The sequence below is a fragment of the Catellatospora chokoriensis genome, assembly GCF_011297315.1.
Taxonomy (GTDB): domain Bacteria; phylum Actinomycetota; class Actinomycetes; order Mycobacteriales; family Micromonosporaceae; genus Catellatospora; species Catellatospora citrea.
On record NZ_JAAOTI010000039.1, the window covers coordinates 1 to 25,047 of the forward strand.

Here is a 25,047-nt window from a genome sequence, read left to right on the forward strand (position 1 = left end):
GCAACGGGGACGTTGTGGGAGAGTAGGACGCCGCCGGACAAACATCGCTGTTCAAGGCCCACCCCTCACGGGGTGGGCCTTGACGCGTATCCAGACCCTTTTCGGGCCCCTCACGGGGCCCTTTTTCGTGCCCGCTATCCGTGTAGCGCCGGCTGGAGGTGATCGCTGTTTCGTGTCAGAACCTGTGGCTGAACCACGGATCTCGACGCGAAACAGCGATCATCCTTAACCGACAGCGAGGCGCACCCTGCCGGTGGCCGTCTTCGGGACTGGGGCAGAATCTGCGGAACCCGGTGCGCTGCCCGGGAGGCTGGTGTCGGACGGACCGGATCTTCGGCGTCCGACGGGGAGGACCGGGATCTGATGGGCTACGAGCTGCAGGCCGTCATCGGCGCCGAAGCAGTCCTGCGCAGGGTCGCGGCGCAGCAACCTGGTGCGGTCGTCGTCCCGCTCCGGCAGGGATTCGCGCTGATCCCCATGACGGATGAGCTGTTCGACTCCGCGACCGACGGCGGCCGCGGAGACGGCCTGAGGTTCGCCAAGCTTCCCGGCGGCTTCGAACGGGTGCTGGCTGACTGGTCCACCGCCGGCCCGTTGGGATATGTCGAGGCGGGTTACGCCGGCGGTGTGGGTACGCAGCGGGCGGCGTTGTGGGCGGATGGCGACCTGGCCATCGGGCCGATGTTCGTCGACGTGAACGAGCCCTTCCCGGCCATCGGCAGTCCCATCTCGCAGGTGCTGGCGCACCTCGGCGCGACCCGTCGGCGGCGTGACCCCGACGAGTTCGTGGCCGTCGGGCTGGACCGCTGCCGGAACACCGAGGCATGGCTGGCCGTCGACCGCTCCGTGACGCCTGAGGTCGCCAGGTCACGTCGCTGACAAGGTCACCACGTAGCCGTGTCCACGACACGCCGCCGAACCGTGCCCTAAGTTCATGATCAACCCGGTGGGGGGTGGTCAGGAGGCGGCGAGGAGGACGGGGCGGGGGCTGAGGTAGTAGTCGTCGTCGGGAGCGGTGACGGGGGCGCCGGGGATGGTGCGGACGAGGACCAGGTAACGGCCTGAGGTGTGCACCTGGGCGAGGTCGTATGCGGTGTCGGGCTCGTAGTGGAGCTGCAGCGACGCGCGCGACAGTTCTTTGCCTGAGGCGGCGCTGATCGAGACCAGCGTGTGGTCCGGGGCGAGCAGGAGCACCCGGTCGCCGGAGGCCGCCAGCAGCCGCGGCGGTGTGGTGTCCGCGGCCGGTGGCTGCCAGGTCCAGCGCAGCTCACCGGTGTGGGGGTCACGGCCGTCCAGGCGGGTGACCGCGGCCGGATCCGGTGCGGTGGCGGCGATCCCGCCGGCGAGGACCGCACCCGGGGCCGCCAGCGGCGGGGACGGTTCGGCGTCCGGTCCGGTGAGCAGGCGACCCTCCGCGCCGGCCGGTCGGGTGAGGCGTGCGCCCTGGCAGCGGGAGTGGCCGACGGCGCAGGACACCGGCTCGACCGCGGTGACGCCCCCGTCCAGGTCAGGCAGTGCCGTGCCGGTGGCGGCGTCGAAGCGCCGCACGATGCCCGCGCAGGTGTCGTGCACCAGGTACTGCTGAGCCGAGGTGAGGTCGACGCCACGGCAGTCCGCGGCCCCGGGCGCGGCCACCTGCCAGCGCCTGGCCCCGGTGGCCGGGTCGTATGCCGTCACGTTGCCGGGGCCGGCGACGATGACGGCGCTGTCGGTGGTGAACAGGCCCGGCGGCTGGTAGACGGTCGAGGCTCCGGTGCGCCGGCCGGTGTAGGCATCGCCGAAGGTTTCGGCACTCACCTGCCAGGCGATCGTGCCGGTGCGGGCGTCCGTGCCGACGAGTTCGCCGTCCGACCAGGAGCTCACCACGACGGGGTTGCCCCCGCCGACCGCGACCACGCCGACCAGCTGCGCGGGCCAGCGCCGCAGCGACCACAGCGCGCTGCGCTCGTACTTGAAGTTCGGTGGCGCGTCGGCCCAGACCTGGCGCTTGGTGGCGAAGACCCGGATCCGGTCGTCGAGCACGAGCGGGGCGGAGACCAGCACGCCGATCGGACCCGGGGCAGGGATGACCGGCTGGGGGTAGGGCTTGCGTGCCGGCGTCACGACCTCGGCCGGGCCGAGCACGCGCCAGGCCACCAGCCCGGCGGCCCCCAGCAGCGCCACCGAGACTGCGCCGATCACCGCGAGCCGAGCTCCGCGGGGCAGGGTCCGCCACCTCATAGCTGCACCCTATTACGGGGGCCTGGCCGCATTCCGAGGGCGTTCGACCAGGTGGCGGGCGGGCGATTCAGCATGCCGCGGCCATGGCGTCCGTCACCGGAAACCGCCCGGTGCAACGGAAGAGCGCCGCCGGCCCCGGCGGCGCTCTTCCGTGCGTCCGGATCAGACGAAGTACTTCTCCGCGGCGTGCAGCAGCGCGTCGTTCTCCTCGGCGGTGCCGATGGTGACGCGTACGCCGTCGCCCGCGAACGGGCGCACGATGACGCCCTCGGCCTCGCAGGCTTGTGCGAACGGCACCGACCGCTCGCCCAGCGGCAGCCACACGAAGTTGGCCTGGCTGGGCGGCACGCCCGGCAGCAGCTTCGCCAGCGCGATCTGCACCCGGTCGCGCTCGGCGATGACCAGGTCGCAGCGGCGGCGCATCTCCTCCTCGGCGTCCAGCGCCGCCAGCGCCGCGGCCTGGGCGGCCATGCTGGTGGAGAACGGGGTGACCACCTTGCGCACCGCACCGGCCACCTCGGGGTGCGCCACCAGGTAACCGATGCGCAGGCCGGCCAGGCCCCAGGCCTTGCTCAGGGTGCGCAGCACCGCGACGTTGGGCCGGTCGCCGTAGACCTCGACGCCGTCCGGCACCGCCGGATCGGTGACGAACTCCTTGTACGCCTCGTCGAGCACGACGAGCACGTCGTCGGGCACCGCGGCGAGGAACTCGTCCAGCTCGGCCTTGCGCACGCTGGTGCCGGTGGGGTTGTTCGGGTTGCAGACCAGGATCAGCCGGGTGCGGTCGGTGATCGCGGCGGCCATCGCGGCCAGGTCGTGGCCGTGCTCGGCGGTGTTCGCCACGCGCACCGAGGTCGCCGCGGTGGTGGCCGCGATGATCGGGTACGCCTCGAAGGAGCGCCAGGCGTAGAGCAGCTCGTCGCCGGGCAGGCAGGTGGCCCGCACCAGGTGCTCGGCGAGCGCGACGGAGCCGCAGCCGGTCACCACGCGCTCGGCGGGCACGCCCAGACGCTCGGCGAGCCGGTCGCGCAGCGCGACCACGCCCATGTCGGGGTAGCGGTGCACGTTCGCGACGGCGTCGGCGACGGCTTCGACCACGCCGGGCAGCGGCCCGTACGGCACCTCGTTGCTGGCCAGCTTGATCGCGCCGGGCACGGAGCGGCCGGGCACGTAGTTCGGCAGAGCGTTCAGGTCGGGCCTGGTCAGGCCGCGCTCAGATCGTTCGCTCATGGTGTGCCTCTCTTCTCGGTACGGACCGGGTCGGGCAGGCGCACCACGTAGGTGCCCGCCGAACGGTCATGCCAGGCCAAGCGCTGCTGGCGGTCGAACAGGATGAAGACGACGTCAACCATTTGAAGTATGACGAAGCAGGGGCCGCAGCAGGAGAGCAGCAGCAGCGGCATGGCCAGCGGGCTCCAGCGCCGCCAGGCCCGGCCCACGCCGAGCGGGTCGAGGTTCTCGGCCCGTACGACCTTGATGCGGGCGAGTCTCTTGCCCAGCGTCTGCCCGGTGTGCGCGGTCGCGGGCACCTCGTAGGCGAACCACAGCGCGAGCGCGATCAAGATGATCACGAGCAGCAGCGCGTCCATCTGCGCCGGCCGCTCCATGTCGAGCGGCAGCTTGCCGGTCTCCAGGTACTTGTCGCCGATGGACTCGGCGAAGGGGATGTACGCCTTCAGGAACAGGTAGATGAACCAGCCGTTGACCACGGCGTTCAGCAGCACCAGCGCGATCGTGTCGACGATCCGGGCGACCAGCCGGGCCCCGGGGGTGGCCAGGGGCAGGCCGTGCGGGCGGACCGGGGGCTGGGGCACCGGGTGCGGCCAGCCCGGCGGCAGGGGCCGCATGCCAGGGCCACCGGGCGGCATGCCGCCGTGCGGGATGCCGGCCGGCGGGAACACCGGCGGCACGGCGCCGTCCCGGGCACCGCTGACCGGAGGCGTCTGCTGCCCCGGGTGGCCCTGCTGTCCCGGATGTGCCGGGTGGCCCTGCTGCCCCGGGTGCGCCGGCGGCGCGGCGGGCGGCGGGGGCGGGGGCGGCGCGGCGGGCGGCCCGTCCGGCGGTGTCGCGTCGGCGGGCAGGGGCGCGCCGAGCCAGCCCTCGCCGTCCCAGTACCGCTGCGTGCTGGGATCGGCGGGGTCCTTGTACCACCCAGGACTGATCGTCATGACAGCTATTTAACCGACCTTCACCACGACGGTCTGCGCCGCCTTGTCATGCAGGCACTGTTGGAGCGGTTTGTCCCACAGCTGCCAGAACCCGTCGAGGTAGCTGAAGAACGGCACGAAGAGGCCCGCCACCCGCTCCACGGCCCAGCGCTTGGTCAGATCGCCCCGGGTCAGCGCCTGGCCGGGCTGCACCTTGATCACGCGCAGCTTGAGCACCCGCTTGCCGACGGTCTCGCCGCCCTTACGCAGCTGGTACTCGACCAGGTACAGGTAGGTGAGCAGCAGATTGATCAGGAACAGGGCACCGATGAAGGCGAACATGATCCCGAACATGCCGAGGATCTCCGACGGATCGGGTTCGCGGTAGGGGTCGCCGTAGGAGCTGTTCGTCTGCGTCGCCGTCCAGTCCATCACCGCGAACAACCACAGGAACATCAGCGGGAACGTGAAGATCATGCTGACGGCCGAGACGATGACGCTGTCCAGGATGAAGGCGAGCAGGCGCTCGCCGAAGCCGGCCAGCGGCTGCCCGCTGGGGGCGAGCGGGACGGCCACGGGCGACCAGGCACCCGGCGGCGGAGGCGGGGGCACCCAGCCGGTGGGCTGCCCGGCCCACGGACCGGCCGGGCCCTGCGGCGGGACCGGGCCGCGCAGGTGCACCGGGTCGGCCGGCGGCGGGGGCGAAGAGGGGGAGGTCATGCGCGACATCCTTCCATGTCCTCGCAGCCGTCGAGGGTGCGCGCGCAGCAGGGGACAAGGGGCGCCAGCCTCGGCATACGCCTCGGCCGGCGCCCCTGCCCGGGTGGTGGTCAGAGGTTGCCGCGGGTCTCCTGCTCGCGCTCGATCGCCTCGAACAGGGCCTTGAAGTTGCCCTTGCCGAAGCCGAGCGAGCCGTGCCGCTCGATGAGCTCGAAGAAGACCGTCGGGCGGTCCTGCACCGGCTTGGTGAAGATCTGCAGCAGGTAGCCGTCCTCGTCCCGGTCGACCAGGATCTTGCGCTTCTTCAGCTCCTCGATCGGGGCGCGCACGTTGCCGATGCGGGCACGCAGCTCCGGGTCGTCGTAGTACGAGTCGGGGGTGGCCAGGAACTCCACGCCCGCCGCGCGCATCGCGTCGACGGTGGCCAGGATGTCGTTGGTGGCCAGCGCGATGTGCTGCGCGCCCGGGCCGCCGTAGAACTCCAGGTACTCGTCGATCTGCGACTTCTTCTTCGCGATCGCCGGCTCGTTGAGCGGGAACTTCACCTTGCGGGTGCCGTTGGCGACGACCTTGCTCATCAGCGCGCTGTAGTCGGTGGCGATGTCGTCGCCGATGAACTCCGCCATGTTCGTGAAGCCCATGACGCGGTGGTAGAACTCCACCCACTCGTCCATCCGGCCCAGCTCGACGTTGCCGACCACGTGGTCGACGGCCTGGAAGAAGCGCTTGGGCGAGCCCGCGGCGACGGCCGCGGAGCGGTCCACGAGCGGCTCGCGCCCCACGAAGCCCGGCGCGAACGGGCCGGTGTAGCGGGAGCGGTCGAGCAGGGTGTGCCGGGTCTCGCCGTACGTGGCGATCGCGGCGATGCGCACGGTGCCGTGCTCGTCGGTCTCGTCGTACGGCTCCTGCAGGCCGGTCGCGCCGTGCTCCACCGCGTACGCGTACGCGGCGTCCACGTCGGGGACCTCGAGCGCGATGTCGGTGACGCCGTCGCCGTGGCGGGCGTGGTGGTCCGCGCCGGGAGCGGCCGCGTGCACCGCGCCGCGCAGCACGAACCGGGCGCTGCCCGAGGTCAGCACGTACTCGGCGTAGTCACGGTAGCCCTGCTCCGGGCCGCGGTACGCGACCAGCGTCATGCCGAACGCGGTGGAGTAGTAGTGGGCCGCCTGCTTGGCGTTGCCCACGAGGAAGGCGATGTGGTCGACACCCTTCACGGGGAACGGGTCGGTCATCTGCTCCGGCGACGCGTGGGTGGCGGCCGGGTGCGCTACAGCGGTCATGCGCAAAGATTTACCCAGCTCCGTGACCTGGGCAACTGTCTCGTCCATCACTGATCAGATTGCGCAGAACGACCGGTGAACCGGCTGGATGGCTGTACAAAATGAGCAGTTATCAAATCGTTATCAAGCCTTGTCATGCTCGGGCGGCTCCGGAGCGTCTCCCCGGTGACCAGGGGAGAGGCATGGACGACTTTGCAGAGTTCTACCTCAGTGGCAAGGACACGGTGTTCCGCGCGGTGCTCGCCGCGGGCGGCGACCGCGCGGGGGCCGAGGACGCCGTCGCCGAGGCGTACGCCCGCGCGTACGCGCGCTGGGAGACCGTGCGGGAACATCCGAATCCGCTCGCCTGGGTGCTCCGGGTCGCGCTCAACGTACGGCGCTCGGTCTGGCGGCGGCTGCGTCGGGAGGTGCTCGGGGATCCCCCGGAGCAGTCCGCCGCCGGGCTCGAACCCGACGGCGGGTTGCGCCGCGAACTGGCCGGGCTGCCCCGGCGCCAGCGCGAGGTGGTCGCGTTGCGGCTGCTGGCCGACCTGAGCGTCGCCGAGACGGCCGCACTGCTCGGCGTCACCGAGGGGACCGTCAACACCCATCTGCACCGCGCCGTGCAGGCCCTGCGGCACCAGCTGCGACCGGCCCGGCGGGTCGCCCACGAGCCCATCCCGGAGGTGGCGTGATGACCGTCGACGACCTGCGCACCCAGCTCACCGAGGAGTACCGGCCGGAGCGGCTCACCGTGACCGTGGCGGACGTCCGCCGCCGGGCCGAGCGGGGCCGCCGCCGGAGAGCGGCGTGGGCCGCCGCCGGTGTCGCCGCCGCCACGATCGGCGTGCTGGCCTGGCCCCAGGGCGCCATCCCGAGCAGCGCGCCGCTCACCACCCCGCAGCCGAGCGCCGACTCCTGGAGCACCTCGTACGACGAGCAGTGCCGGGCGGGTTGGGCGGCGCACCCGCAGAGCAAGGGGGCACCGCTGCCCCCGCTGCGGTTCGACCTACGGGACAAGGGACGTGGCCTGCGCATCTACACCGACGGCGAGCTCGTGGTGGACTGCGCGCGCCGGGATCTGGGCACCCCGGCGAAGGTCGAGATCCTGTCCGCGCGCGGGCTCGCCGTCTTCTCGACCGCCGTCGACGGCACGCTCGCCGACGCCGGCGACGGACTTCCCCGGTTCGCGGGGCACGACAGCCTCATCGCCAACGGCTACGACAGGGCCGGCTACCTCGTCGGGCGGGCGCCTGCCGGCACGGTCCGGGTCGACGCCGTCGACCCGGACGGCACGGTCCACCAGGCGCGGCTGTCCGGCGGCCTGTTCGTGCTGTGGGCACCGGACGGCGGGTTGACGGAGGCGACGGTGCGCGCCTACACCGCCGACCGGGTGATCGTGGAGACGCCGCCGCACTGGGGCGGCGACCGTACGACCGGCGGGGTCGCCGAGATCTGCGCGGATCTCGCCGCGACGTCCCTGCGGCAGGCGGGGCTGGCCGCCCTGCCGCCGTGGCGGTTCACCTGGTCGGCCGGCGAGCAGAGCGTCCTGCTCTACGCCGGGGGCAGGGACGTGCTCTCCTGCCGGCAATCGGCCTCGTCCCTGGTGCTGGCCGTCGCGGTGGCACCGGCCGGCACCGGGCCGTGGCAGCCGATGCAGAGCAGCTCCGGCGGCTCGTCCGGTCGGGGCTGGCTGATCGGCCGGGCGCCCGACGGCGCGGTGGGCGGCGTCGCGGTGCTGGCCGACGGGACGGCGGTGCCGCTGGAGCTGTCCGGGGGCTGGTTCGGGGCCTGGTGGCCGATCGCGCCCGGGGATTTCGCGCGCCCGGCCCGGGTTGAAGTCACCACCGCCACGGCGGTGTGGACCGAGCAAGGCGGACAGGTCGCACAGCGTCCCCGGTGACATGATGGGCCGGTGACTGCCACCGTGGACGAGCTGGACGTACGCCTCGTCGAGCTGCTGGCGGCCGAGCCGCGGATCGGCGTGCTGGAGGCCTCGCGCCGCCTCAAGGTGGCGCGGGGCACCGTGCAGGCGCGGCTGGACCGGCTCGTCGCGCGCGGCGTCATCAAGGGCTTCGGCCCGGAGCTGGACCCGGCGGCGCTCGGCTTCGGCGTGACCGCGTTCATCACGCTGGAGATCCGGCAGAGCGGCGGCCACGACCCGGTCGCCGCGCACCTGTCGACGATCCCCGAGGTGCTGGAGGCGTACACCATCACCGGCGGCGGCGACCTGCTCTGCCGGATCGTGGCCCGGTCCAATGCCGACCTGCAGCGGGTCATCGACGAGATCGTGTCGTACGACGGGATCCTGCGCGCGTCCACGTTGATCGCGCTGGCCGAGCAGCTGCCATATCGGACGCTGCCGCTGGTGGGGAAAGCCGCCCGACACGGGTGAATCGGACAGTCACTCACGTTTGAGGTTTTCGTGGCTACTCTGGCCGGATGGCTCAGGGTAGGGCTGGCGCAGGCTGGCTCGTGGCAGTGGCCGTGGCGCTGACCGTGCTCGTGAGCACCGGCGTCTGGAACCCGTTCCCGGACCTCTGGACCTGGATCAACACGAGCGGCCCGGTCGCCGATCCGATGCCGCGCTGGCAGGAGCGGCTCGGCGGCACCCCGCAGACGGTCACGCTGACCGACGACTACGTCGTCGTCGAGCACCGGGACTCGGTCGAGGCGCTCAACCGCTTCACCGGCCGGCGCAACTTCTCGACCGAGGCGGACTGGTCGGCGGTCGCCGGTCCCGCCGACAAGCCGGTCATCGTCGCTGGAAAGCTGCTGGTCAAGGGATATCAGGTGCTCGACCCGCGGAGCGGGGCGGTGGTCTGGCGGGACGGGGAGGCCTCCGCCGTCTGGACGTACCGCGACGAGATCGTGGACGTGGCCTGCCGTACGCCCAGGGATTGCGAGGTCTCGGGCCGCGCTCCCGCGACCGGCAACAAGACCTGGTCCACCGGCCTGCCCGGGATGGGGTTCGTGCTCTTCGCCGACAATCCGGAGCTGCTGGGCACCAGGCCGATCGAGTCGGACCGGATCGCGGACCGCCACGAGCCCGGCACCCGTCCCGAGCTGCTGGCCTTCCCGATAGACGGCAAGGTGTACGTCGTCGACCCGCGCCGGTCGGAGGCGCGCCTGGACCCCGCGCTGGAACCGGGCCGCCGGGACCGGGTCACCGTGGCGGGCGGCCGGATCGTGCGCAGCACCGCGACCCCGCGCGACGGGGGCTGCGACGTCGCCGTCACCGCCCTCGACGCGGTGAGCCGGCAGCGGGTGTGGCACCTGCCGGCCGGGCAGCACCTGCGCACCTTCGACGGCGGCGGCTGCGATCAGCGGCGCCTGCCCGCGGGCACCGACAGCGTGCTTGTCGGATTGACGATCGACGGCCGGGAGCAGCTCATCGAGGCCGGGTTCGGCGAGCAGGTGCTGCTGTGCGCGGCGGGCGAGCACATCCTGGGGGTCACCGGCGGGCTGGCGCTGGTGCGCTCCGCGGACGGCCGCAGGCTGAGCGCGGTGGTGCCCGACGGGAGGAACCCGGCCAAGCCGAAGGCGCTGTGGCACCGCAAGATCAGCCCGGAGGCGTCGGCGGCGCTGCGGGGCACCGTGGTGGTGGTGTCCGACCGCGGCCCGAACCGGGTGATCGCGCTGAACCCGGAGGACGGCAAGGTCCGCAAGGAGGTCAAGTCCGACGCCGAGGTGCTCGCGGCCGACGACAAGGGCCTGCTGCTGGGCCAGCGGCGTGATCTCGGTTACCTCCCGTTCGATTAGCCAGGGCGCGAATTCTGCGGCCCGATGGCACATGAGTACCCTTTTTCGCGTGACTGACTTCGCCTACTCCTCGCTGCTGCCTCTGGGCGCGGACACCACCGACTACCGCCTCGTCACCGACGAGGGCGTCGACGTCGTGAGCGGGCCGGGTGGGCGCAAGTTCCTCACCATCGAGCCGGAGATCTTCACCCAGCTGACGGCCGAGGCGATGCACGACATCGCGCACTACCTGCGCCCGGCGCACCTGGCCCAGCTCACGTCGATCATCGACGACCCGCTGTCCTCGCCGAACGACCGTTTCGTCGCCAAGGACCTGCTGCACAACGCGAACATCGCGGCCGGCGGCGTGCTGCCGATGTGCCAGGACACGGGCACCGCGATCGTGATGGGCAAGCGCGGCCGGCACGTGCTGACCGACGGCGACGACGAGGCCAACATCGCCCGCGGCGTGTACGAGGCGTACACCAGCCTCAACCTGCGCTACTCGCAGCTCGCGCCGCTGACCACCTGGGACGAGCGCAACACCGGCACCAACCTGCCCGCCCAGATCGAGCTCTACGCCGAGGACCCGGACGGGCACCCGGACGCGTACAAGTTCCTGTTCATGGCCAAGGGCGGCGGCAGCGCCAACAAGTCGTACCTCTACCAGGAGACGAAGGCGCTGCTCAACCCCGCCTCGTTCATGCGTTTCCTGGACGAGAAGCTGCGCCTCATCGGCACCAGCGCCTGCCCGCCGTACCACCTGGCGATCGTCATCGGCGGCACGTCGGCCGAGCACGCGCTCAAGACCGCGAAGCTGGCCTCGGCGAAGTACCTGGACAACCTGCCGTCGGCGGGTTCGATGCTGGCGCACGGCTTCCGCGACGTCGAGCTGGAGGCCGAGGTCCTGGAGCTGACCCGCAACTTCGGCATCGGCGCGCAGTTCGGCGGCCGCTACTTCTGCCACGACGTGCGCGTCATCCGGCTGCCCCGGCACGGTGCGTCGTGCCCGGTCGCCATCGCGGTCTCCTGCTCCGCGGACCGCCAGGCCCTCGCCAAGATCACCCCTTCCGGCGTATGGCTGGAGCGGCTGGAGACCGACCCGGCCCGCTACCTGCCCGAGGTCACCGCCGAGGACGTCTCCGACGAGGTCGTCAAGATCGACCTCAACCGGCCGATGGCGGAGATCCGCGCCGAGCTCGCCCAGCACCCGGTGAAGACGCGGCTCTCGCTGTCCGGGCCGCTCGTCGTCGCCCGTGACATCGCCCACGCGAAGATCGCCGAGCGCCTCGACGCGGGTGAGCCCATGCCGCAGTACCTGCGCGACCACGCCGTCTACTACGCCGGACCGGCGAAGACCCCCGAGGGGTACGCGTCGGGCTCCTTCGGCCCGACCACGGCCGGCCGCATGGACGCGTACGTGGAGAAGTTCCAGGCCGCGGGCGGCTCGTACGTGATGCTGGCCAAGGGCAACCGCAGCGGCCAGGTCACCAAGGCCTGCCAGGCGTACGGCGGCTTCTACCTCGGCTCCATCGGCGGCCCCGCCGCCCGGCTCGCCCAGGACTGCATCAAGAAGGTCGAGGTCCTGGAGTACGCGGAACTCGGCATGGAAGCCGTCTGGAAGATCGAGGTCGAGGACTTCCCCGCCTTCATCGTCGTCGACGACAAGGGCAACGACTTCTTCGCCGAAACCTCCAAACCCACCCTCACCATCGGCCGCCGCTGACCCGTCGCGCGCAGCGCGCGTTGATCGTCGGACTTGCCTGGCACCTGTGCGTATCTTGATGCGCCTTTCGCACAGGTGCCTGGCAAGTCGAGGGATCTAGGGGCGCCAGCCGCGGGAGCGGAGGGCGCTCGCGGACGACGCCGGCGAAGTCGGTGCGCATGCGGCGGCTGGTCACGTGCAGGACGATCCAGCGGGTGCTGCAGTTCGGGCCGGGGCAGTCCGGCCCGGACCAGGCCCAGCCGGAGGCGGGATTCCTGGGGTGACTCGGCCCGGCCGTCGGCGAGTGCGAAGGCCTTGGCCGCCCGGGCTGCGCCATGCCGCCCGAACCGGCTGCGGGCCAGCTCGCCCAACTCGGCCGCGATCACGAGCTTGGCGTGCAGCAACGCGTCGATGATCGTGACCGCGGGCACGAGTCCCAGCCGGAGCACGAGATCCCAGCACGTCCGCAGCGGCCGGGTGACGGGGTGCCCGCGGTGGACCTCGACCTCGTCGTCCCCGAGCAGCATGCGGTGGACCGTCGCATGTTTGCGCTGGTTGAGTCGGGTGCCCGCAGGCACCACCAGGTGTACGGGGTCACCGAAGGCGGCGGCATGCACGACACCGTGCAGCCACGCGGTGGACGGCCCGGCGAAGTAGGCGCGAGATGGCAGGTCCAGCGCGAACGCGCGGCAGCTCAGCTCATGGTCGCGATCGAGGCGGCTGTCGGCGAAGACGTTGTAGCCCAGGCTCGTCCAGTTGTCGCCGCGCAGTTGCTCGGCCGTCAGCAGTCCCTCCCGCAGGGCGTCGGACCCGCGGAACACCTGCCAGGCCAGTCGCCTGGGTCGATCGACACGTAACACGCCGCACAGCCTGCCCCAAATCCACGATCCCTGTGTACGACCCTGTGGATAACCGGCCGCACCACTGTGGATAACCATGTGGATCGCCTGTGGACACCTGTGGACGACGCCCGACCGCCCACCTCCCCGCGCCCCGCTCAAGGTCACTCGACTTGCCTGGCACCTGGGCGAATGGCGCTTCAAGATACGCACAGGTGCCAGGCAAGTCGGACGATCTTGGCCCGCGGCCCGGGGCCTACGGCGGGCGGGTCGGGCGGCGAGGGGGTCAGGTGAGGGCGGCGGCGATGGTGGTGGCGGCGGCTACGACGAGGGGGCCGACGGTGGGGGTGTCGAGGGGGGCGAGGGCGACCACGCCGACGGAGGCGCGGAGGCCTTCCACGTGGTGGATGCGGGCGGCGATGCCGTACGCGCCGGGTTGGAGTTCGCCGGTGGAGACGGTCCAGCCTGCGGCGTCGGAGAGGATGGCGCGGCCGGCGGCGCCGGAGGCCAGCGGGTGCCGGGAGCCGGTGCGGTAGGCGACGTGGAACATCGTCGAGCTGGGTTCGACGACGGCGACTGCGACCGCCTCGTCGCCGTCGGCGACGGTGAGGTGGGCCGTGGCGTGGACCTGGTCGGCCAGGCGTCGCAGGGCGGGCAGCGCCGCGTCGGCCAGCAGCGGCTGGGCGCGCCGGGCCAGGTGCAGCAGGCCCAGGCCGAGCCGCAGCCGCCCGCCGGAGTCGCGGCGCACGAGCGAGTGCTCGGTGAGTGTGGTGACCAGCCGGTACACCACGGCGCGGCCGACGCCGAGGCGGTTGGCGGCCTCGGTGACGGTCAGCCCGCCGGGGGTGTCCGCGACCAGGGTCAGCAGGCGCAGCCCACGGTCGAGCGTCTGTGCGGTGTCCACGGGCTAAGCGTAGGCGTCGACGGTGGTGACTAGAGTGGCGGAGTGATCAAGGCAGTGGTGTTCGACGCGGACGAGACGTTGCTCGATCTTCGCCCGGCGATCGACTACGCGCTGGAGCAGGTGCTCGGCAGCCTGCGGCTGCTCGCGCCGGACCTGGCGCCCACCCGGGAGCAGATGCGCGACGACTGGTCGGCGGTCTTCGCCGAGGACCCCGAGGCGCCCGTCCCGCACATCCGGCGGGAGTCGATGCGCCGTACGCTGGCCCGCTTCGGCATGGAGCAGCACCTTAACCACCACTGCGACCTCTTCTTCCACTTCCGCTACCAGCAGACCCGGCCGTTCCCGGACGCGCTGGCCACGCTGGCCCGGCTGCGGGAGTCGTACCTGGTGGGTTATGCGACCAACGGCAACTCGACGGCGGACCGGTGCGGGCTGGGCGGCGAATTCGCCTTCGAGTTGTACGCCCACCAGGGCGGCCTGCCGAAGAAGCCCGCGCCGGAGTTCTTCGCCGCGGTCGCCGCCGCCGCGGGCGCGAAGCCGGGCGAGATCGCGTACGTGGGCGACAACTACCACCACGACGTACAGGCACCCGCTGCGGCGGGGATGCGTACGGTGTGGGTCAACCGGGCCGGGCACGAGCTGCCCGGCCCCGTCGTCCCGGATCTGGTGATCGAGCGCCTGGCACAGCTGCCGGACGGGCTGTCCCGTCTCGCGACATGGGACGGCGTACCCCCTGCGAGTGACGGTGCAGGGCGCTGACCTGCGGTTCCGCTAACGTGTACCGATGATCACAACAGTCGCCTTCGACGCCGACGACACGCTGGTGGACATCCGCGCCGCCGTGACGGCGGGCCTGATCGCGGTCACCGCCGCGGTGGCCGACCCCGCGCTCACCCTGGAGCTGTTCGCGGCCGACGCCGAGGAGCACTGGACGCTGCTGGCCGACCACCACGCCCGCGACATCCGGGCCGCCGCGATGCGGCACACCCTGGCCCGGGCTGGGCGGGAGCACGAGCTGGACCGGTGGCTGGAGCTGTTCTTCGAGGTGCGGTACGCGAACTCGCGCCCGTTCGACGGGGTGGCCGCGGTGCTGGACAAGCTGAGCCGCGACTACCGGCTCGGGTACGCCACGAACGCCAACAGCCTGGCCGACCGGTGCGGGCTCGGCGGGCGGTTCGCGTTCGAGTTGTACGCGCTGGAGAACGGGGTGCCGAAGAAGCCGGCTCGGGGCTTCTTCGACGCGGTGCTCGCCGCCGCGTCGGCGCAGCCGCACGAGGTGGTGTACGTCGGGGACTCGTACGACCATGACGTCGCCGGGGCGGCGGGCGCCGGTCTGCGTACCGTCTGGCTGAACCGTGCCGGTGCCCCCGCACCCGGACCGGTCCGGGCCGACGTGGTGATCGCGGACCTGGCCGAGCTGCCCGACGCGGTGGCGGCGCTCAACAACTGACTCGGCGCTCCACGCGCCCTGCCACCACGCCGGCATGATCGACGGCGTCAGGGGTGGCGGTGATGGGAATCACCGGCACTGACGGCCGTCAGTATCGAATCGGCGGCGATCCGGATGAGGTTGCTGCGTTGCGGTGGCTGCAGTCGCAGCGGATCGCCGCGCATTGACTATCCTTGTGCGGTGACGTTGAGACTCTTTGACACCGCGACCAGACAGGTGCGCGACTTCGTGCCGCGCGTTCCCGGTCAGGCCTCCGTGTACCTGTGTGGTCTCACCGTCCAGTCCGGCCCGCACATCGGCCACCTGCGCTCGGGCGTCAACTACGACGTGCTGCGGCGCTGGCTGCTGCACGCGGGCTACGACGTCGTGTTCGTGCGCAACATCACCGACATCGACGACAAGATCCTCGCCAAGTCGGTGGAGCAGGGTCGCCCGTTCTGGTCGATCGCGTACGCCAACGAGGTGACGCTGGCCGCCGCCTACCGGGCGCTGAACGTGCTCGCGCCGACCTACGAGCCGCGCGCCACCGGGCACGTGCCCGAGATGCACGAGCTGATCACCGAGCTGATCGAGCGCGGCAACGCGTACCCGAGCAACGACGGCAGCGGCGACGTCTACTTCTCCGTCGGCTCCTTCGCCGAGTACGGCGCCCTGTCCGGGCAGCGGCCCGACGACATGCTGGCCGCGCCGGACGGCCCGGAGCGGGCCAAGCGCGACCCGCGTGACTTCGCCCTGTGGAAGGGCGCGAAGTCCGCGGAGCCCGACGACGCCGAGTGGCCCTCGCCGTGGGGCCGCGGCCGGCCCGGCTGGCACATCGAGTGCTCCGCGATGGCCAAGCGCTACCTGGGTGCGGAGTTCGACATCCACGGCGGCGGCCTCGACCTGGTCTTCCCGCACCACGAGAACGAGCAGGCGCAGTCGCGTGCCGCTGGGCTGGCGTTCGCCCGGTTCTGGGTGCACCACGGCCTGCTCAACCTCGGCGAGGCCAAGATGAGCAAGTCGCTGGGCAACGTCATCGACCTCGACTCGGTCGTCGAGCACGGCATCCGGCCCGTCGACCTGCGCTACTACATGCTGGCCCCGCACTACCGGGCCCGTATCGACTTCAGCTGGGGCGCGCTGGAGGAGGCCGCGACGGCATACCGCCGCATCGAGGGCTTCGTGCAGCGGGCCGTGGAACTCGTCGGCGTGGTCGAGCCGACGGCGCTGTGCGCCGACTTCACCGCGGCCATGGACGACGACCTCAACACCTCGGCCGCGCTCGCGGCCCTGCACGAGGTCGTCCGCGAGGGCAACACCGCGCTGGCCGCCGGGAACGACAAGGCCGCCGCGGGCGCGCTGGGCAGCGTCCGGGCCATGCTCGGCGTGCTCGGCATCGACCCGCTGGACGCCGCCTGGGCCGACAGCAAGGGCGGCAGCGGCATGCGCAGCACGGTCGACGCGCTGGTCGCGCTCGCCCTGGAGCAGCGCACGGCCGCACGCGAACGTAAGGACTGGGCCGCCGCGGATGCCGTGCGGGATCAGCTGAAACAGGCCGGAGTCGTGGTGGAGGACACCCCGCACGGTCCACGCTGGACGATCGGAAGTGAACTGTAATGCCGGGCAACTCGCAACGCCGGAACATTCGCCAGGTGAGCAAGAAGAGCGCCGCCAAGGGCACGGGCGGCAAGGGCAAGGACACCCTGAAGGGTCGTGGCAAGACCCTGCCCGCCGACGAGCGTCCGTGGCACAAGGGTTACTCGGGCACCGAGAAGCTGCCCTCGAAGACCGCCTGGAAGCAGGACAAGGAGCGCAAGGCCGCCGCCGCCGAGGGGCGTGCCCCGAAGATCGGCAAGCCGGGCAGCAAGGACACCACCTGGGGCCGCGGCAGCGGCGGCAAGGGCACCCCGACCCGGCGCACCCCGGCCGGCCGCGGCGGCGCACCCGTGCGCAGCGGCCCGCGGGTCGCCCCGGGGCGCAAGTCGATGACCCCGAAGGACGCTCCCGAACTGCTCGTCGGCCGTAACCCGGTGGTCGAGGCGCTGCGCGCGCACGTGCCCGCGACCGCGCTCTACGTGGCCCAAGGGCTCGACATCGACGAGCGGATCACCGAGACGGTGCGCACCGCGGGCGACCGCGGCATCCCGATCCTGGAGATCAGCCGCGCCGAACTCGACCGGCTCACCGGCGGCGTGCTGCACCAGGGCATCGGCATCCAGGTGCCGCCGTTCGCGTACGAGAGTTTCGAGGACATGCTCGCCGCGTCCATCGAGCACCCGGAGCCGCTGCTGGTGGCGCTGGACGGGGTGACCGACCCGCGCAACCTCGGTGCGGTGATCCGGTCGGCGGCCGCGTTCGGTGCGCAGGGCATCTTCGTGCCCGAGCGGCGTGCCGCGGGCATCACGGCGACCGCGTGGCGGACCAGCGCCGGCGCCGCGGCCCGGCTGCCGGTGTCGCAGGTGACCAACATGACCCGGGCGCTGAAGCAGGCGCAGTCGGAGGGCTTCGTGGTCGTCGGGCTGGACGCCGACGGGGAAGCCGACCTGTACGAGCTGGAGGCGGCCGTCGGGCCGCTGGTCGTGGTGGTCGGGTCCGAGGGACGCGGCCTGGGCCGGCTGGTGGGGCAGACCTGCGACATGCGGGTGGGCATCCCGATGGTGTCCGAGGTCGAGTCGCTGAACGCCTCCGTGGCCGCGGCTGTGGCCCTGGCCGAGGTCGCCCGCCGCCGCCGGGCGGCGTGACCGTCCACCACCCCGGCTGCTAATCGACGTTGGCCTATCTGATCGAGTTCGATCTACGAAAACTCGATCAGATAGGCCAACGTTTATCTGTGCTGGGCCGCGGGCGCGGGGCGGTCCGGGTCAGTCGGGCTGGCGAGTCATGGCGAGCACGTCGAGGGCCGCGTCGAGCTGCTCCTCGGTGAGCTTGCCCGCCTCTACGTGGCCGCGTTCGACCACGACCTGTCGGATGGTCTTGTTCTCGGCGAGGGCCTGCTTGGCGACGGCCGCCGCCTCCTCGTAGCCGATGTGCCGGTTGAGCGGCGTCACGATCGACGGGGAGCCCTCGGCGTACAGGCGGGCCACCTCCTCGTTGGCCTGCAGGCCCACGATGCACTTGGCGGCGAACAGGCGGCTGACGTTGGCCAGCAGGGTGATGGACTCCAGCAGGTTGCGGGCCATCACCGGGAGCATGACGTTGAGCTCGAAGTCGCCCTGGGAGCCGGCGAAGGCGACCGCGGTGTCGTTGCCGATGACCTGTGCGCAGACCTGGCGGACGGACTCGCAGATGACCGGGTTGACCTTGCCGGGCATGATCGACGAGCCGGGCTGCAGGTCGGGGATGCGCAGCTCGCTGAGGCCGGCGCGAGGGCCGGAGCCCATCCAGCGGACGTCGTTGGCGATCTTGTAGAGGCTGACCGCGGCGGTGCGGAGCTGGCCGGAGAGCTCCACCAGGGCGTCACGGGCGCCGTGCGCCTCGAAGTGGTTCTCGGCCTCCTTGACGGGCAGACCCGTGTTCGCGGCCAGCCGGCGGTAGACCTCGCGCCGGAACTCGGCGCTCGCGTTGACGCCGGTGCCCACGGCGGTGCCGCCCAGCGGCAGCTCCGCGACGTGGGGCAGGGTCGAGGCGATGCGCTCGGCGGCCCGGTGCACCTGCTGGGCGTAGCCGGAGAACTCCTGGCCCAGGGTCACCGGCGTGGCGTCCATCAGGTGGGTCCGGCCCGACTTCACCACGTGCGCGAACTCGCCGGCCTTGCGCGACAGCGCGTTCTCCAGCTCCAGCAGCGCCGGGCGCAGCTCGTACGCCACCAGCCGCAGCGCGGCCAGATGGATCGCCGACGGGAACACGTCGTTGCTCGACTGCGAGGCGTTCACCTGGTCGTTCGGGTGCACCGCCCGGCCCAGGCGCTGCCCGGCGAGCCGGGCCAGCACCTCGTTCATGTTCATGTTGGTCGACGTGCCCGAGCCGGTCTGGAACACGTCGAGCGGGAAGTGCGGCGCGAAGTCGCCCTCGGCGATCTCGCGGGCCGCGGACGCGATCGCGCCGGCGGTCTGCGCGTCCAGGTCCCCGGTGGCCGCGTTGGCCTCGGCCGCCGCCGCCTTGATCTGGGCAAGGGCGATGATCAGGGGGTACGGGAGGGGAGTCCCCGAAACCGGGAAGTTCTCAATGGCCCGCTGGGTCTGCGCGCCCCACAGGGCGTCGGCGGGCACCCGGACCTCGCCCATCGTGTCGTGCTCGACTCGATACTCCGTCATGGCTCCATGCTTACCCCCTGAAGCACGGGTAACCGAAGATCGGCACGCAGATCACAAAGAAGGGGCAGGACCATCCGGCCCTGCCCCTTCGGTGTCGCTGATGCGTCAGATGCGCACGCCGGAGGCGGCGTGGAACGCGTGGTGGCTGCCCACCACGGGCTTGACGAACACGGTGTCGCCGAGGCTCGGCATCGCCTGGCGGGTCGTGGTGACCACGAACCGCTCCTCGCCACCGTTGATCGCGGCGTGGCCGTACACGTTCGCGTTCGCGCCCAGGTCCTCGACCAGGTCCACGACGATCGGCATGCCGCCCTCGCTCGCGCCCACCAGGTCCGAGTCCTCCGGGCGGAAGCCGACGGTGACCTGGCCGTTGCCACCCTCGGCCTGAGCCAGGGCGACCTGCTCGCGGGTCAGCGGGAGCACCATCTGGCCGAACACGGCACCGGCGTCGGTCAGCTGAACGGTCTTGATGTTCATGGCCGGGGAGCCGATGAAGCCCGCGACGAAGACGTTCGACGGCCGGTCGTACAGGGCACGCGGGGTGTCGCACTGCTGCAGCACACCGTCGAGCAGCACGGCGACGCGGTGACCCATGGTCATGGCCTCGACCTGGTCGTGCGTCACGTACACCGTGGTGATGCCCAGCTGCGACTGCAGCGTGGCGATCTGCGAACGGGTCTGCACGCGGAGCTTGGCGTCGAGGTTCGACAGCGGCTCGTCCATGAGGAAGACCTGCGGCTCGCGCACGATGGCGCGACCCATGGCGACACGCTGGCGCTGACCGCCGGAGAGCGCCTTCGGCTTGCGGCTGAGGTACTCCTCCAGCTGCAGCATCTGCGCGGCCTTCTTGACCCGGACGTCGATCTCCGACTTCGGGGTCTTGCGCAGCTTGAGCGCGAACGCCATGTTCTCGTACACCGTCATGTGCGGGTAGAGGGCGTAGTTCTGGAAGACCATCGCGATGTCCCGCGACTTCGGCGGGAGGTTCGTGACGTCCTTGTCGTTGATGTAGATCGCGCCCTGGTCGACGTCCTCAAGACCGGCCAGCATCCGCAGGCTGGTGGACTTGCCACAGCCGGACGGGCCGACGAGGACGAGGAACTCGCCGTCGTTGATCTGGAGGTCGAGCTGGTCGACGGCGGGGCGGTCGGTGCCCGGGTAGATCCGGGAGGCCTTCGCATAGGTGACGGTAGCCACGGGGGTGTGTCCTTCCACCGGCAGGAACGTGCCGGACGATCCGAGTGAAAGTGAAGTGCCGGCCACGTTTGCACGAACCCGGCGTTCGCCAAAGTAACCGCGTAACGCCGTGTAAACAAGCCCGTGGATCATCCAGTGGAACGCGCCTGCCAGGCAAAACGGACGGTATGGTGATGATCGGTACGAAACTCCGGGGAATCCGGTAGCGAACCTGGTGCTCCCGCCGCGTACCATCGCTGGGTACGGCCGCTCCTCGGGCCGTGCATGCCGGCCTGGCGCAATTGGTAGCGCACCCGACTTGTAATCGGAAGGTTAGGGGTTCAAGTCCCCTGGTCGGCTCCGAGAAAGACCAGGTCGATGCCCAGAACCCGACAGCGGGTCTGGGCATCGACGCTTCCCCGGCCCGTGCTGACAGCAGAAGTGCACAGCAACGTCAGTCTGGAGCCTGGCCATGCGCGTCCTGGCAGCCACCGAGCCTGGCGAGGTCGGCGTGCCGTCCGAGGACTGGTGCGCTGCCGCAGCAGGCCTCGTCGTCGTGCTCGACGGCGCGACGGCCCGCACCGCGACCGGGTGCATCCACGGCGTGGCCTGGTACGCGCGACATCTCGGCGCGTGCATCGTCGACATGGCCGGCGACCGCGACATCCCGTTGACGGGCGTTCTCCGGGCTGCCATCACGGAGACCGCCCAGGCGCACCTGCACACGTGCGACCTGACCCACCCCGGGACGCCTTCCGCCGGCGTCGGCATCCTTCGCGATACCGCGGATCACTGGGAGTACCTGGTACTGGGCGACGTCAGCGTCGCCGTCGCGGCGGCGGCGGCGGGGGAGAATGTCATCAGCGACGAGCGGGTCGGCGCCACCGCACCCGACGAGCGGGCCGAGGCGAACAGGTACCTGATCGGGTCGCCCGAGAAGCGAGCCGCGTTGCTGCGCATGAAGCGCGGCGAACTTGCCGCGCGCAACCGAGTGGGCGGCTACTGGATCGCTGCGGCCGACAGCGCGGCCGCTGATCACGCCATCACCGGCACCGTACCGAAGCCTGGGATCAAGGCGATGTCCGTGCTCACGGACGGTGCCGTTCGTGCCGTGGAGTTCGGGCTCCTGGACTGGACGCAGGTCTTCGCCGTCCTGCACGACAGAGGTCCGGGAGAGCTGCTGCGGATCGTTCGCGAAGCGGAAGAGTCCGACCCGCTCGGCGTTCGCTGGCCCAGGAACAAGAAGAGCGACGACGCGACCGCCGTCTACCTGCCATCGCCGTAGCTGCGGGCAGGGTCACACGGATGCTGCGAACGGTCCGCTGTCTTCGATCCCGCCAAAAATCACGGTCGCGCCGCCTCGTGCGGCAACCGCCTCCTCCCATCCGGGAGGTATGGGCATACCAAGGCGAGGGAAGACGTAGTCGGTCCGGTCAGGCCCAGGTCCGATGATCATGCAGATAACGCTGCGCGGTACGAGATACCAGCCGTCCATGGACGCCTCGGCGGGCTGTTCAATGAACAGTCGGACGGCGGCGACGCCTTTGCTGAGTTCATAGCGGACGAGTTTGGGATCGAGTGACACGTTCGGCATGCCGAACATGATCGCCTAGTCCGCTTGTTCTCGCAGGCCCGGTGCTGTCTCTCCCCAACTCGGCCGGCGACAGGGATCACCGGGATCCTCTCGGCCCGTCGCCGCCTCAGAAGCTCGCCGGAACGACGACTTGTAGCGGGATGACAGGATCAGACATCGACAACCGGCGACAGCGGTGCGGGCCGGAGGGCATACGCGTGAACGTCAGAGAGTCCCTCGGCACCATGGGTTTCGGCGTCTTGCTGAGCATCTTCGGCTTTCTGTCCGTCGCCAACCTGTTCGGCGTGGCCGACGCATACGCCAGGGAGACGCTGTACCGCAATGCCTTCCTGAAGAAGTCCGGAGTGTGGAAATCGATCATCGAACCCGATGACGCCGACTGGCAGGCTGCCCGTCGCTGGTCCCGCGTGGTCGGCCGCATATTCGTGACGGCCGGAATCGTGATCCTGCTCGCCGGAACAGGAAGCCTGATCTGGGCTCTGGTCTGATCAATCGAGTCCTGCCGGCTGCCACGCCGTTGCTGTACAGCAGCGACGTACGGCTCAGGTCCCTGTCGCGAATCTTCAAGACCGCCCCGGGCACCCGGAAATACGGTTCGGGCATGACGGATCCGAACAGCTCAGCTCCGGCCACCGCGCGGACGCTCACCGCCGAGTTCGAGGTCACCGGCTGGGACCCGAGCGTCTACGACGAGCCGGCCGAAGGCCCGGCGCTCGCGCGGGTCACGGTCCGCAAGAACTTCCGCGGGGCCGTCGACGGTGCCAGCGTCGCCGAAGTGCTCACCGCGGCCGGCCCGGACGGCCGCGGCTATGTCGCCTCCGAGCGCTTCACCGGCAGCATCGACGGCCGGGCAGGCACGGTGGTCTTCCAGCACTGGGGGCTCGACGACGGCAATGACCCCCGGACCTTCGGGCACATCGTGGCCGGCTCGGGGACCGGACAGCTCGTCGGGCTCGCCGGAGAGATCACTTTGGTGCATGACGAGGCCGGTGCCCGCGTGACCCTCGTCCTGCGCTGAGCGCAGTGCGTCACGCGAACGGGATGGCGTGGGCTGACCACGCTCGGGCCGCTCGGACAGTCGTGCGCTCACGCTGACCCTGCTGGACGCGAGCGGCAAGGTCGTCGCGGTCGCGAAGGACGTGCCGGCGGTGGGCACGGTGCTGCCGAAGGTGCCGTGACCGGCGGGAGAGTGCTGGTGGACGCGCGAGGGGGCGGATGCGACACGCATCCGCCCCCTCGCCCGTACCCCTGTCAGACGAGCGTGTCGCTCTCCAGCGGCAGCAGGCCCGCGGCGGTGCCGACCAGCGGCAGCGCGCGCAGCACCTCCATGGAGGTGGCCATGTTGCCCAGGATCGGCAGGTCGTTGACGAGCGGCAGCTGACCCAGCAGGCTGCCCACCGGCAGGCCGCCGGCTCCACCGGCGCCGCCGGTCAGGCCGCCGGTGAGGCCGCCCAGCAGCGGCAGCTCGCCCAGGCCGGGCAGGCCCGCCTCGGTCGTCGCCGACTCCGCGTACTCCGCGTCCTCGCCCGCGATCGGGCGCTCGGTGGCCCGGTGCCGGCCGACGTGCTGCGGCTGAGCGGGCGCGGGTGCGGGCACGGGCGCGACGAGCTGCTGGCCGACCGGCAACTGCGTGTCGACGGCCGGTGCGGGGTTCAGCAGGTTCGCACCGCGGCCGGGGCTGATGCCGTTCAGCCCGCCGGTGATCTTGCCCAGCGCGTCGCCGACGAGCGGCAGCGAGCCGACCACGGGCAGCGCGGTGCCGGGCTTGCCGCCCTGCACGATGCCGCCGGTGAGCATGCCGCCGACGACCGGGATCTTGGTGACCGTGTCCAGGCTCAGCTTGCCGTTGGCCAGGTCGCGTACGCCGGGCAGCTGCTTGGCGATGTCACCGACGACCAGGATGCTGTCCAGCGGGCCGCCGTTGCCGAGCACGCCGTCGAGGATCGGCAGCTTGTCGACGAACGGCAGGCCTTCGGCCGTGGGCAGGCCCTCGGTCGCGAGCAGGTCGGCACCGACGTTCTTCTGACCCATCGCGTCGGCGATGAGCGCGGGCACGATCTGCGAGGTCGCGTCGGCGACCTGCTGGGACAGCGCCGGGTCGAGCGTGATGCCCTGGCTGTCGGACGGGTCGAGCGCGTCCACGTCCATCAGCGGGTCGACGACGTCCTGGCGTGCCAGCATGTCGGTCGGCATGCTGCGGGGCGCTTCGTCGACCCACTCGCCGAAGGTGTCCTGGGCGGTGTCGCCGGCGGCTGAGACCGGCGCGGGCGCCGGCTCGGGCTGGAGCCCGGCCAGGTCGTTGCGCTCGCCGGTCAGGCCGCCGGTGAGGCTGCCGAGCGGGTCGGCGGCCTGGCCGCTGCCGTTGAGGCCGCCGCTGAGCCCGCCGGTCAGGTCGCCCAGGCTGCCGGTGAGGCCGCCGAGCGGGCCGTCCCCGCCGGTCAGACCGCCGGTCAGGCCGCCGAGCGGGCTGCTGCCGCCGCCGAGGAGTCCGCCCAGGGTGCCGCCACCGTCGGGGCCGCCCATGAGGCCGCTGGTGAGGCCGCCGAGCGGGCCGTTGGTGAGGCCGCCGAGCGGGCTGCCGCCGGGCTGCGCGCCGAGCAGGCCGCCGAGCGGCCCGCCGGAGAGCATGCCGGTCACGCTGTCCAGGCCCGGCAGGCCCTCCTCCTTGGCGGCGCCGTTGAGCAGGCCGGTGCTGTTCAGCAGGCCGGTGCTCGGCAGCGCGCGGGTCAGATCCGGCACCTTGCCGGTGAGCGAGATGTCCTGCACCCCGGGCGCGTACGCGGTGACGCCGAGGTCGCCGGTGCCGCGCGTGATCGAAAGCGGGCCTTCTGCGAGCAGCCCTGCGTTCAGCCTCGTGTCGGGCATGTCGAGCGACAGGCCGAGGTCGTGCAGGCCGCCCGTCGGAGAGAAGAGGTCGGCCACCAGCCCTCGCATGGCCTGAAGATCGGCGGTCGGCTGGGCCTCGGTGACCGTTTCAGCGTGCGCGACGCCATTGCCGAGAAGCATGACGCCGCCCGCCACGCCCACGGCGCCGACGGCACGGTAGAACCACTTGTTCAT

24 protein-coding genes and 1 tRNA gene are annotated in these 25,047 nt (G+C 71.4%); 15 read left to right on the forward strand and 10 right to left on the reverse strand.

Annotation, left to right across the window (positions count from 1 at the left end):
* The first annotated feature begins 363 nt into the window (after window positions 1-363).
* The gene (locus tag HAV39_RS37560; protein ID WP_191843914.1) at window positions 364-879 is read left to right on the forward strand and encodes a hypothetical protein; all 516 of its coding nucleotides are present in this window, start codon (window positions 364-366) and stop codon (window positions 877-879) included.
* A gap of 78 nt (window positions 880-957) precedes the next feature.
* Here HAV39_RS37560 and HAV39_RS37565 read toward each other — a convergent pair whose 3' ends face one another.
* The 5 genes from HAV39_RS37565 to hppD form a co-directional block, all read right to left on the reverse strand.
* Window positions 958-2,220: an outer membrane protein assembly factor BamB family protein gene (locus HAV39_RS37565; protein ID WP_191843915.1), complete on the reverse strand. Its 1,263-nt coding sequence runs from the start codon at window positions 2,218-2,220 to the stop codon at window positions 958-960.
* A gap of 162 nt (window positions 2,221-2,382) precedes the next feature.
* Complete coding sequence (gene hisC, locus HAV39_RS37570) at window positions 2,383-3,450, reverse strand: histidinol-phosphate transaminase (protein WP_191843916.1); 1,068 nt, start codon at window positions 3,448-3,450, stop codon at window positions 2,383-2,385.
* Window positions 3,447-4,388, reverse strand: coding sequence for an RDD family protein (locus HAV39_RS37575; RefSeq protein WP_191843917.1), 942 nt, complete (start codon window positions 4,386-4,388; stop codon window positions 3,447-3,449). The genes hisC and HAV39_RS37575 overlap by 4 nt, the downstream gene beginning before the upstream one ends.
* A 9-nt stretch (window positions 4,389-4,397) precedes the next feature.
* Window positions 4,398-5,087 carry an RDD family protein gene (locus tag HAV39_RS37580; protein ID WP_191843918.1) on the reverse strand — a complete coding sequence of 230 codons (690 nt, stop codon included), beginning with the start codon at window positions 5,085-5,087 and terminating at the stop codon, window positions 4,398-4,400.
* Between the two features lie 110 nt (window positions 5,088-5,197).
* Window positions 5,198-6,367, reverse strand: coding sequence for a 4-hydroxyphenylpyruvate dioxygenase (gene hppD, locus HAV39_RS37585; RefSeq protein ID WP_191843919.1), 1,170 nt, complete (start codon window positions 6,365-6,367; stop codon window positions 5,198-5,200).
* A 182-nt stretch (window positions 6,368-6,549) separates the two neighbouring features.
* Between hppD and HAV39_RS37590 the strand changes: the two genes are divergently transcribed.
* From HAV39_RS37590 to HAV39_RS37615, 6 genes are all read left to right on the forward strand, one after another.
* The gene (locus tag HAV39_RS37590) at window positions 6,550-7,041 is read left to right on the forward strand and encodes a sigma-70 family RNA polymerase sigma factor (RefSeq protein WP_239120791.1); all 492 of its coding nucleotides are present in this window, start codon (window positions 6,550-6,552) and stop codon (window positions 7,039-7,041) included.
* Window positions 7,041-8,249, forward strand: coding sequence for a hypothetical protein (locus tag HAV39_RS37595; RefSeq protein WP_191843921.1), 1,209 nt, complete (start codon window positions 7,041-7,043; stop codon window positions 8,247-8,249). Before HAV39_RS37590 ends, HAV39_RS37595 begins: the two co-directional genes overlap by 1 nt.
* 12 nt (window positions 8,250-8,261) lie before the next feature.
* Window positions 8,262-8,741 carry an Lrp/AsnC family transcriptional regulator gene (locus tag HAV39_RS37600; protein ID WP_239120792.1) on the forward strand — a complete coding sequence of 160 codons (480 nt, stop codon included), beginning with the start codon at window positions 8,262-8,264 and terminating at the stop codon, window positions 8,739-8,741.
* A gap of 47 nt (window positions 8,742-8,788) precedes the next feature.
* Window positions 8,789-10,108: an outer membrane protein assembly factor BamB family protein gene (locus tag HAV39_RS37605; protein ID WP_191843922.1), complete on the forward strand. Its 1,320-nt coding sequence runs from the start codon at window positions 8,789-8,791 to the stop codon at window positions 10,106-10,108.
* Window positions 10,109-10,139: 31 nt separating this feature from the next.
* The gene (locus tag HAV39_RS37610; RefSeq protein WP_191843923.1) at window positions 10,140-11,813 is read left to right on the forward strand and encodes a fumarate hydratase; all 1,674 of its coding nucleotides are present in this window, start codon (window positions 10,140-10,142) and stop codon (window positions 11,811-11,813) included.
* A 314-nt stretch (window positions 11,814-12,127) separates the two neighbouring features.
* Window positions 12,128-12,649, forward strand: a complete 522-nt coding sequence (locus HAV39_RS37615) for a hypothetical protein (RefSeq protein WP_191843924.1) — start codon at window positions 12,128-12,130, stop codon at window positions 12,647-12,649.
* A gap of 268 nt (window positions 12,650-12,917) precedes the next feature.
* Here HAV39_RS37615 and HAV39_RS37620 read toward each other — a convergent pair whose 3' ends face one another.
* A complete protein-coding gene (locus HAV39_RS37620; RefSeq protein ID WP_191843925.1) occupies window positions 12,918-13,535 on the reverse strand; it encodes a helix-turn-helix domain-containing protein in 618 nt (205 codons plus the stop codon).
* Between the two features lie 42 nt (window positions 13,536-13,577).
* Here HAV39_RS37620 and HAV39_RS37625 point away from each other — a divergent pair, with 42 nt between their 5' ends.
* The 4 genes from HAV39_RS37625 to rlmB all read left to right on the forward strand — a co-directional run bounded on the left by HAV39_RS37625 (window position 13,578) and on the right by rlmB (window position 17,705).
* Window positions 13,578-14,294 carry an HAD family hydrolase gene (locus HAV39_RS37625; RefSeq protein WP_191843926.1) on the forward strand — a complete coding sequence of 239 codons (717 nt, stop codon included), beginning with the start codon at window positions 13,578-13,580 and terminating at the stop codon, window positions 14,292-14,294.
* Between the two features lie 25 nt (window positions 14,295-14,319).
* Complete coding sequence (locus HAV39_RS37630; RefSeq protein WP_191843927.1) at window positions 14,320-14,985, forward strand: HAD family hydrolase; 666 nt, start codon at window positions 14,320-14,322, stop codon at window positions 14,983-14,985.
* Window positions 14,986-15,165: 180 nt separating this feature from the next.
* Window positions 15,166-16,581, forward strand: a complete 1,416-nt coding sequence (gene cysS, locus HAV39_RS37635; protein ID WP_191843928.1) for a cysteine--tRNA ligase — start codon at window positions 15,166-15,168, stop codon at window positions 16,579-16,581.
* The gene (rlmB, locus tag HAV39_RS37640) at window positions 16,581-17,705 is read left to right on the forward strand and encodes a 23S rRNA (guanosine(2251)-2'-O)-methyltransferase RlmB (RefSeq protein WP_191843929.1); all 1,125 of its coding nucleotides are present in this window, start codon (window positions 16,581-16,583) and stop codon (window positions 17,703-17,705) included. Before cysS ends, rlmB begins: the two co-directional genes overlap by 1 nt.
* 120 nt (window positions 17,706-17,825) lie before the next feature.
* Here rlmB and HAV39_RS37645 read toward each other — a convergent pair whose 3' ends face one another.
* Both HAV39_RS37645 and HAV39_RS37650 read right to left on the reverse strand, forming a co-directional pair.
* On the reverse strand, window positions 17,826-19,217 hold the full coding sequence (locus HAV39_RS37645) for a class II fumarate hydratase (RefSeq protein WP_191843930.1): 1,392 nt from the start codon (window positions 19,215-19,217) through the stop codon (window positions 17,826-17,828).
* A gap of 105 nt (window positions 19,218-19,322) precedes the next feature.
* The gene (locus tag HAV39_RS37650) at window positions 19,323-20,414 is read right to left on the reverse strand and encodes an ABC transporter ATP-binding protein (RefSeq protein WP_191843931.1); all 1,092 of its coding nucleotides are present in this window, start codon (window positions 20,412-20,414) and stop codon (window positions 19,323-19,325) included.
* Between the two features lie 266 nt (window positions 20,415-20,680).
* Between HAV39_RS37650 and HAV39_RS37655 the strand changes: the two genes are divergently transcribed.
* Window positions 20,681-20,753: transfer RNA gene (locus HAV39_RS37655), tRNA-Thr, on the forward strand.
* Between the two features lie 112 nt (window positions 20,754-20,865).
* Window positions 20,866-21,678 carry a hypothetical protein gene (locus tag HAV39_RS37660; protein WP_191843932.1) on the forward strand — a complete coding sequence of 271 codons (813 nt, stop codon included), beginning with the start codon at window positions 20,866-20,868 and terminating at the stop codon, window positions 21,676-21,678.
* A gap of 12 nt (window positions 21,679-21,690) precedes the next feature.
* On the opposite strand, the gene HAV39_RS37665 is transcribed toward HAV39_RS37660, so the two are convergent.
* Window positions 21,691-21,987: a hypothetical protein gene (locus tag HAV39_RS37665; protein ID WP_191843933.1), complete on the reverse strand. Its 297-nt coding sequence runs from the start codon at window positions 21,985-21,987 to the stop codon at window positions 21,691-21,693.
* Between the two features lie 197 nt (window positions 21,988-22,184).
* Here HAV39_RS37665 and HAV39_RS37670 point away from each other — a divergent pair, with 197 nt between their 5' ends.
* Both HAV39_RS37670 and HAV39_RS37675 read left to right on the forward strand, forming a co-directional pair.
* Window positions 22,185-22,475, forward strand: a complete 291-nt coding sequence (locus HAV39_RS37670) for a hypothetical protein (protein ID WP_191843934.1) — start codon at window positions 22,185-22,187, stop codon at window positions 22,473-22,475.
* Window positions 22,476-22,588: 113 nt separating this feature from the next.
* A complete protein-coding gene (locus tag HAV39_RS37675; RefSeq protein WP_191843935.1) occupies window positions 22,589-23,005 on the forward strand; it encodes a DUF3224 domain-containing protein in 417 nt (138 codons plus the stop codon).
* 233 nt (window positions 23,006-23,238) lie between these two features.
* On the opposite strand, the gene HAV39_RS37680 is transcribed toward HAV39_RS37675, so the two are convergent.
* Window positions 23,239-25,047, reverse strand: coding sequence for a hypothetical protein (locus HAV39_RS37680; protein WP_191843936.1), 1,809 nt, complete (start codon window positions 25,045-25,047; stop codon window positions 23,239-23,241).

Bases quoted from the DNA above. Each gene is read 5' to 3' on its own strand.
- HAV39_RS37560 (WP_191843914.1), top strand. From the start codon at position 364: ATGGGCTACGAGCTGCAGGCCGTCATCGGCGCCGAAGCAGTCCTGCGC.
- HAV39_RS37610 (WP_191843923.1), top strand. From the start codon at position 10,140: ATGAGTACCCTTTTTCGCGTGACTGACTTCGCCTACTCCTCGCTGCTG.
- rlmB (WP_191843929.1), top strand. From the start codon at position 16,581: ATGCCGGGCAACTCGCAACGCCGGAACATTCGCCAGGTGAGCAAGAAG.
- HAV39_RS37595 (WP_191843921.1), top strand. From the start codon at position 7,041: ATGACCGTCGACGACCTGCGCACCCAGCTCACCGAGGAGTACCGGCCG.
- HAV39_RS37580 (WP_191843918.1), bottom strand. From the start codon at position 5,087: ATGACCTCCCCCTCTTCGCCCCCGCCGCCGGCCGACCCGGTGCACCTG.
- HAV39_RS37615 (WP_191843924.1), top strand. From the start codon at position 12,128: ATGCCGCCCGAACCGGCTGCGGGCCAGCTCGCCCAACTCGGCCGCGAT.
- HAV39_RS37590 (WP_239120791.1), top strand. From the start codon at position 6,550: ATGGACGACTTTGCAGAGTTCTACCTCAGTGGCAAGGACACGGTGTTC.
- HAV39_RS37645 (WP_191843930.1), bottom strand. From the start codon at position 19,217: ATGACGGAGTATCGAGTCGAGCACGACACGATGGGCGAGGTCCGGGTG.
- HAV39_RS37660 (WP_191843932.1), top strand. From the start codon at position 20,866: ATGCGCGTCCTGGCAGCCACCGAGCCTGGCGAGGTCGGCGTGCCGTCC.
- HAV39_RS37680 (WP_191843936.1), bottom strand. From the start codon at position 25,047: ATGAACAAGTGGTTCTACCGTGCCGTCGGCGCCGTGGGCGTGGCGGGC.
- HAV39_RS37630 (WP_191843927.1), top strand. From the start codon at position 14,320: ATGATCACAACAGTCGCCTTCGACGCCGACGACACGCTGGTGGACATC.
- HAV39_RS37565 (WP_191843915.1), bottom strand. From the start codon at position 2,220: ATGAGGTGGCGGACCCTGCCCCGCGGAGCTCGGCTCGCGGTGATCGGC.
- hisC (WP_191843916.1), bottom strand. From the start codon at position 3,450: ATGAGCGAACGATCTGAGCGCGGCCTGACCAGGCCCGACCTGAACGCT.
- HAV39_RS37675 (WP_191843935.1), top strand. From the start codon at position 22,589: ATGACGGATCCGAACAGCTCAGCTCCGGCCACCGCGCGGACGCTCACC.
- HAV39_RS37665 (WP_191843933.1), bottom strand. From the start codon at position 21,987: ATGCCGAACGTGTCACTCGATCCCAAACTCGTCCGCTATGAACTCAGC.
- HAV39_RS37605 (WP_191843922.1), top strand. From the start codon at position 8,789: ATGGCTCAGGGTAGGGCTGGCGCAGGCTGGCTCGTGGCAGTGGCCGTG.
- hppD (WP_191843919.1), bottom strand. From the start codon at position 6,367: ATGACCGCTGTAGCGCACCCGGCCGCCACCCACGCGTCGCCGGAGCAG.
- HAV39_RS37575 (WP_191843917.1), bottom strand. From the start codon at position 4,388: ATGACGATCAGTCCTGGGTGGTACAAGGACCCCGCCGATCCCAGCACG.